The organism is Rhodococcus sp. NPDC056960, assembly GCF_042674125.1.
Lineage (GTDB): Bacteria > Actinomycetota > Actinomycetes > Mycobacteriales > Mycobacteriaceae > Rhodococcus_F.
Genome location: NZ_JBHURF010000074.1, coordinates 1 through 6,526 on the forward strand (window position 1 = coordinate 1; position 6,526 = coordinate 6,526).

General features: G+C 63.1%; 2 protein-coding genes. Both read right to left on the reverse strand.

The features are described 5' to 3' along the window. Positions 1-973: 973 nt before the first annotated feature. The gene (locus ACFTWF_RS44830; protein ID WP_378467501.1) at positions 974-4,252 is read right to left on the reverse strand and encodes a protein kinase; all 3,279 of its coding nucleotides are present in this window, start codon (positions 4,250-4,252) and stop codon (positions 974-976) included. Positions 4,253-5,210: 958 nt separating this feature from the next. After that, complete coding sequence (locus ACFTWF_RS44835; protein WP_378467502.1) at positions 5,211-6,401, reverse strand: M20 family metallopeptidase; 1,191 nt, start codon at positions 6,399-6,401, stop codon at positions 5,211-5,213. Positions 6,402-6,526 lie beyond the last annotated feature (125 nt).

Below are 6,526 nucleotides of genomic sequence, written 5' to 3' on the forward strand. Positions count from 1 at the left end.
CCGCGGGGCTCACTGTCAACAGCGATAACCGGCCCTGAGGTTTTGCTGCGGTTTGAATCTGATTACTCACCACGAGCTCCATTTCTTGCAACCATGATTTCTTGCAACCATCCTTTGCCATTATTGGCCTCACTACTCGACCACCCGAACTCAGATATCGAGGACGATCCATTTACTGCACGGGGTCTCGCACGCACCGCAGATCTCCTCCGGAAAGAAGCTCAGCGTGGGAAGGCTTTCACCGGTAGGCACCGTCACAGTGACACCGCTGCGCTTTGCCACGACCTCGAAGGGCGTCATGACTTCAGTGAGGTCACACTGACAGGATCCGGCCGCCGTCAACGGTCCCACACCCGCCACCGCGCGATAGAAGGCGCTGACGGCGGCGTTGATCTGGAACAGGTCGACGTGTCCGAGTCTGCGCGCCCGGAAGGAGGCGAACGTTCAGCACTTTGCGGGGGGTCTGCGGTTAATGTCATTCGAACTCATTTCGAGGTCTCGCCTGCCGAACAATTGTTGTCGGTGCGCGGATTATCGACGCCGATATTCCCGCAACCGGGTGCCGGAATGCCGCCGGGAGCCTCGGGAAGCTTCGAGGTCCAAGTTTGTGTCGGACCTCACACGAAGCGGAAGGCCCTTTTGATACACCTCTGACGAAACACGTATTGGCAGTACGTGGCACACGGGCCTGGGCTACCTGACGCTGGTCGAGTACGCTGCCCGATGCAGCCACCCGCACCATCCTTGGTCTGCGAGAGCAACTGCAATCGGTATCAATCACAACCCGGCTCCAGAACCAGGTGGACCGACTATTGGAGACCGGCCACTTGCTCTGAACGCGTTTACGAGGAGCTGGAGACAGACTCTCACCGCCGTGTTGCGGGACTGTCAGGACTTGCCAGCCGATGAGCGGTCAGAGGCCATCAGCGAAAGGGGCGCCTGCCCTCATTGGCGGTGCAACGAAGCTCGCCGGTCAGGCGCGCCTATTTCGACTCTGCTCCACGATCCAGGCCGCGATCTGTATCCGTGAGGTGAATCCCAGCTTCGTCAGGATGCGTTCCACGTGTCCTTGCGCCGTGCGCTGCGAGATCACGAGTTTGGCGGCGATCGCCTTGTTGGTCAAGCCCTCGGCAACCAGATCGGCCACTTGGCGTTCACGTTTGGTCAGTTCTGCCGTTGACCCTGCAGGGCGAGTCCTGTCCGGGGCCTGCTCGTCGAGAGCGTAGGCGATGGCAGCGTCGAGATCGAGAGTCTTGCCTCGCCGGCGTGCTGCATCGAATGCTCGATCACCTAGTGCCCGGCGGGACACCCGCTCACATTCTGTTTGGTACGAGCGCAGATGGGGGAACAAGACCGTCACGCTACCGACGGAGTACCCCAACTGCTCAGCGGCTCCCATCAGTACGGTTGCTCGCTGAGCCTTGCGCTCCTGGCCGGCGATCCAGGCCAGTGCTTGAAGACACGATGCGGTGGTGCGAGGGTTGTTCACCTGCCGAGCTAGGCGCAACGCCTGTTCGAGCAGCTCCACCGCATGTTGCTGCTCGCCCTGTCGCCACACTGCAACGCCCATGGCCCACAGTGCATACGATCGATACGTTGATTCGCCGCAAGCCCCCGTGATCGAGAGTACGTACTCGTGACACCCGATCGCCCGCTCCGTCTCGCCACGCAGTTCGTATGCCAGACCGAGCATGTTCAGAACACCGATCTGCCGAAGGCGGTCTCCTCGAGTGCCGAACCCCGCGCGGGCGTCCTCGAGGCGGCGGCACGCCCTGCCGAGATCATCGCTCAAGAGCGCTAGAATGCCGTCGGCGTAGTCGACGAGAGCATGCGTCATGGGGTCGGTCGTCACTTCGGCCAGCCTGCGGCCTTCGGCCACCAGGGAGGCTTCCGACCGAAGATCACCCTGTATCCCGGCCAGGACGCTGTCGGCGTAGAGCGCTTTGACCCGTCCGGCTGCTGGCTGCCCCGCCTCGAGGGATAGGACTCGGTCGAGCCAACGCCGGCCCTCGCTGTAGAGGCCCTGGGAGTTCCAGAACGGAAAGAGCGCTGTCGCGAGACTCAGCCCGGCCTCGGCACCGACGTCGTTGCCCTCGGATACGCAACACTCCAAAGCCTCCCGCAGATTCGGCAGCTCCCGCCCGAGGCGGGCGATCCAGTCGAGTTGTTCGGGACCGATCCACCCCGCCTCCGCGTCGAGCGCCAACCGCCGATACCAGTCCCGGTGACGCCGGACCAGCTGTGGGTACTCGCCGGTTCGCTGTATCTGCTCCCGGCCGTAATCGTGCATGGTTTCGAGTAGCCGGAAGCGGATGACGTCGTTCGATTCCTCTCGGATCAGGATCGACTTGTCTATCAGGGAGGTCACCGAGTCGAGCAGATCCCCCGGCGCGACGTCCGTGCCGCAAATGTCCTCTGCGGCATCAAGTTCGAAACTTCCAGCGAACACCGCTAACCGGCCCCACAGCCGTTGTTCGTGCGGTGTGCAGAGGTCGTAGCTCCAGTCGATGCTGCATCGAAGCGTCTGTTGTCGCGTCGGTGCGCCTCGGGCGCCGAGGGTGAGTAGGGCGAATTGGTTGGTCAGCCTCTGCAGAATTTGCTCGGGTGACATCGCCCGCAATCGAGCCGCCGCCAGCTCTATCGCCAGCGGTAACCCGTCCAGTCGGGCGCAGATCCGCGCTACCGCGACCCGGTTGTGTTCAGTGATTTCGTATCCCGGTACCGCGGCAGCGGCCCGTTCGGCGAACAGTGTCACCGCGTCGTATCGGGGCATTCCCCGCAGCGATGGTTCACGGTCACTTTCGGGGACGGTGAGCGGTGACACTCGCAGCACCGATTCCCCGCCGATACCGATCGGTTCGCGACTGGTCGCGAGAATACGCAATCCCGGGCATGTTCGCAGCAGCGTCTCAGTCAGGTCCGCCACCGCGTCGACCACCTGCTCACAGTTGTCGAGCACCAGGATCAGCTCGCGTGGCGCGAGAAACTCCACCAATATCTCGTGCAATGGTCTCGCCGAGTGGTCCTGCACGCCAAGGGTCGCAGCCACCACGTCGACCAGCAACGAGTCGTCGCGCAGTTCACCCAGCTCGACAAGCCATGCTCCATCGGCGAAATCCCGTTGGGCGTTCGTCGCGACCCGCAGCGCCAAGCGTGTCTTCCCGACACCCCCGATGCCGGTCATCGTAACCAGGCGTGATCCGGACAGCAGATTCTTGGCTTCGGACAGCTCGCTTCGGCGACCGACGAAACTGGTCAACTCCAGTGGCAGATTTCCTCTCGCGCCCCGCGCCGCGGGTGGTGGCGCCGTGCTCCATCCACGCGAGACTGGTCGCGGCTCTCGCCGTTCGGCCCCCGGTTCGACCCGCATCGCCATGTCGTCGATCGGGAAGCCCTGATGCACTTGAACCCGACGGAGTTCATCGCCCAGTGCTGCCGCCGATGGTCGCTCGTGCGGATCCCTCGCCATCGCATGCTCGATCACCGCGCACATGTCGGCGGCGATACCGTTCTCGCGCAGATCCGGAACAACCTCAGTGGTGATCCGCACGAACTGCGCCACCACATTCTCACCGCTGCGGCGCTCGAAGGCAGCGTGGCCCGTGAGGCTGCAGAACAGGGTCGCACCGAGCCCGTAGACATCCGAAGCGGAACTGGGGGGATCACCACCGAGAACCTCCGGGGCGGTGAACGCCGGTGAGCCCGTGATGGTGCCGGTGGCGGTCCGAAATCCTCCAGAGATGTGTGCGATACCGAAGTCGGACAGGGCCGGCTCGCCGTAGTCGGTGAGCAGGATGTTGCCGGGTTTGACGTCGCGATGGAGGATGCCGAGCTGGTGGGCGGTTTCGAGTGCACCCGCCATCTTCACGCCCAGTCGCAGCGCGTCCTCCAACGCAAACGGACCGTGCCGACGAATCCACGCCTCCAGCGAGCCCTTCGGGTGGTACTGCATCACCAGGTAGGGGCGACCACTCTCGGTGGCACCCACCTCCAGGGCGTTGACGATGTTCGGGTGCCCAGTAAGCCGGCCCATCGCCCGTTGCTCGCGGAGGAATCGCGCCCGGTTCTCCTCGTCGAGCTCAGCGATGAGCACCTTCACTGCCACCGTGCGATCCAGGGCCACTTGAGTGCAGCGGTAGACCACTCCGAAGCCACCACGCCCGATCTCGTCGGCGTCCTCGAATCCGGCCGCTGTCAGCTCGGCCGGGGCCGTCGGAACCGCCACACGCCGAGTGTTCAGCGGATCACCCATGCACTTCACCTCTGATCCTGAGTTACCAGGATATACCGCTGAACCCGCGCGCTGTCGGTGCCGTGGCGGTTCGATCAGAACCACCTTCGAATCAGCGGCTCACACTCATTTGCGTCAACGCACCGCACTTGCCGGGATCATAGGCACTGCCGGCAAACGCTTGCGGAGACGCTGAGCGCCGCAAGTGACGAGAAGCCATAGATACGCTCGGGAGAGGCGGTGCCGTGCTCTAGCCGGGCCAACTGTAACCTCGCGGCGTCTCGGAGCCTGTCGTTGTACTCGCTCATACTGATCGAGAAGGCGGTCGCAACGTTCTCCGGAGCGGGACCTCCAAGCGGATCCCAGAGAAGCGCATAATCGAGGATGTCACTGTCATTACAGTTGTTCCACATTTTTTCCTGCTTTGCGCTGAGCTCGCCCAAATTTTGAAACCCGTTGGAAGGTAGAAGATTTAGGTTTTCTACGTAACAGGTTTCTACTGTTTACGGAATGAGTGAGGAACCTCTCCGGTGGTGCGGGTAGGCGTCCACCAAACTGTCCATCTCGGCTCGGGCGCAGTTCGACTCAGGGACGACCTGCCACAATCGCTCGAGGAACCGGCGGCGCGTCATCCCGAACTGTAGAAGGATGTCCTCCTCGGAAGCGCCCCCGAATGGCGCCCACATGCTAGCGAACCCGATGAGGCGGTCCGCCTCGATGTCAGGATGGGTGCGTCTGCGGTCTGCTTCGACCCGACTAGCGCGACGTCTCTGGCGCAATTGACGATACTCACGGGAGTTCATGGGATTTCACCTCTGAAAGTACTGAGGAAGCCTTCGGGATTGTGAGCGTCCTCGTCGAAACTAAGGGTTGTGCGAGGAACGCTCTATCGTCCTCGCCCTGACTGGCAATACTTACCCACGCCGCACTAGAACCTTGGCTGGGACGGCCGGCGGCCTGCTGTCCCGATCATCGGCGGTCAGCCGAGTTGCAGACGCTCCCAAGCCATATCGGCCATGAACGCGGCGCCGTACGGTAGTGCTGCGTCGTCGAACACGGCCTTGGTGCTGTGGTTCGTCGGTGCAGAGGTGTCAGCACCCGCAGGACGGGCGCCTAAACTCACCATCGCGCCGGGAATCTTCTGCAGTACCCAGGAGAAGTCCTCGGATCCCATGATCGGGTGTTCGTCGATGCCCCAGCCGTCGTCGCCTGAGATGTGCGATGCGACTCGGCCGGCCAAGTCGATCGCATCGGCTTCATTGACAACCGCCGGGTAGCCGGCGTGAATCGTGACTTCGACGCTGAGGCCGTGGGCGGCGGCGATACCTTCGAACAGTGCCTCGAGGCGTTCCGGGACGGCACGCCAGTTCTTCTCCGAGCAGGTCCGCAATGACCCGGCGAAGCTCGCGGTTTCCGGGATCGCGTTCACCGCCGTGCCGGCATGGAATGTCCCGACCGTGAACACGACCGGATCGAAGACGTCGGTGGTGCGGGTGATCTGGATCTGTGCCGCAGTGACCATTTCGGCAGCCACGGGAATCGGGTCGGCGGCAGTGTGTGGGCGTGAGCTGTGCCCCCCCTTTCCGCGGACGGTGACCTCGATCGTCGTCTCCGACGCCGACATGGTGCCGGGCCGTGCCGTAAACTTGCCGATTGGGAGGCGACTCGAGGTCACGTGAACGGCATACGCCGCGACGGGTGGTTCGCCCGCCGCTTCGAGGACCCCTTCCTCGATCATTCGGGCAGCGCCGTTGAAGCCTTCTTCCCCGGGCTGGAACATGAAGATGACTGATCCGGGCAGTTCGCTTATTCGTCGTGCCAGCAGTCGTGCAGATCCGACCAGCATCGCGGTGTGCAGATCGTGACCGCACGCATGCATGGCGCCGTCGATCTCGGAGGTGTATTCGACACCGGACTCCTCGTGGAGCGGGAGCGCGTCCATATCGCCTCTCAGCAGCACGACCGGTCCGGGCCGCTCGCCACGAAGTACCGCCGTGACAGAGGTGAGTTCCGACCCGGTGTGGACCTCCAACGGGAGCCCATCGAGCGCCGCGAGTACTTTGCTTTGTGTCTGGGGCAAGTGGAGGCCGCGCTCGGGTTCGCGGTGCAGTGCGTGACGCAGCGAGATGAGGTCGCCGGTCAGCTCGAGGGCCTCGGGGAAAAAGGTCATGACTGTTCCTTGTCGATCGTGATCTGACCGGTCCTGACCAGGATGAGTGGAACGATCAGCAGGCTGGCGACTGCGGAAATGGCCCACACGACCTGATAGGCGCCCATTGTCGGTGTGGTGGTGCC

Bases quoted from the DNA above. Each gene is read 5' to 3' on its own strand.
- ACFTWF_RS44835 (WP_378467502.1), bottom strand. From the start codon at position 6,401: ATGACCTTTTTCCCCGAGGCCCTCGAGCTGACCGGCGACCTCATCTCG.
- ACFTWF_RS44830 (WP_378467501.1), bottom strand. From the start codon at position 4,252: ATGGGTGATCCGCTGAACACTCGGCGTGTGGCGGTTCCGACGGCCCCG.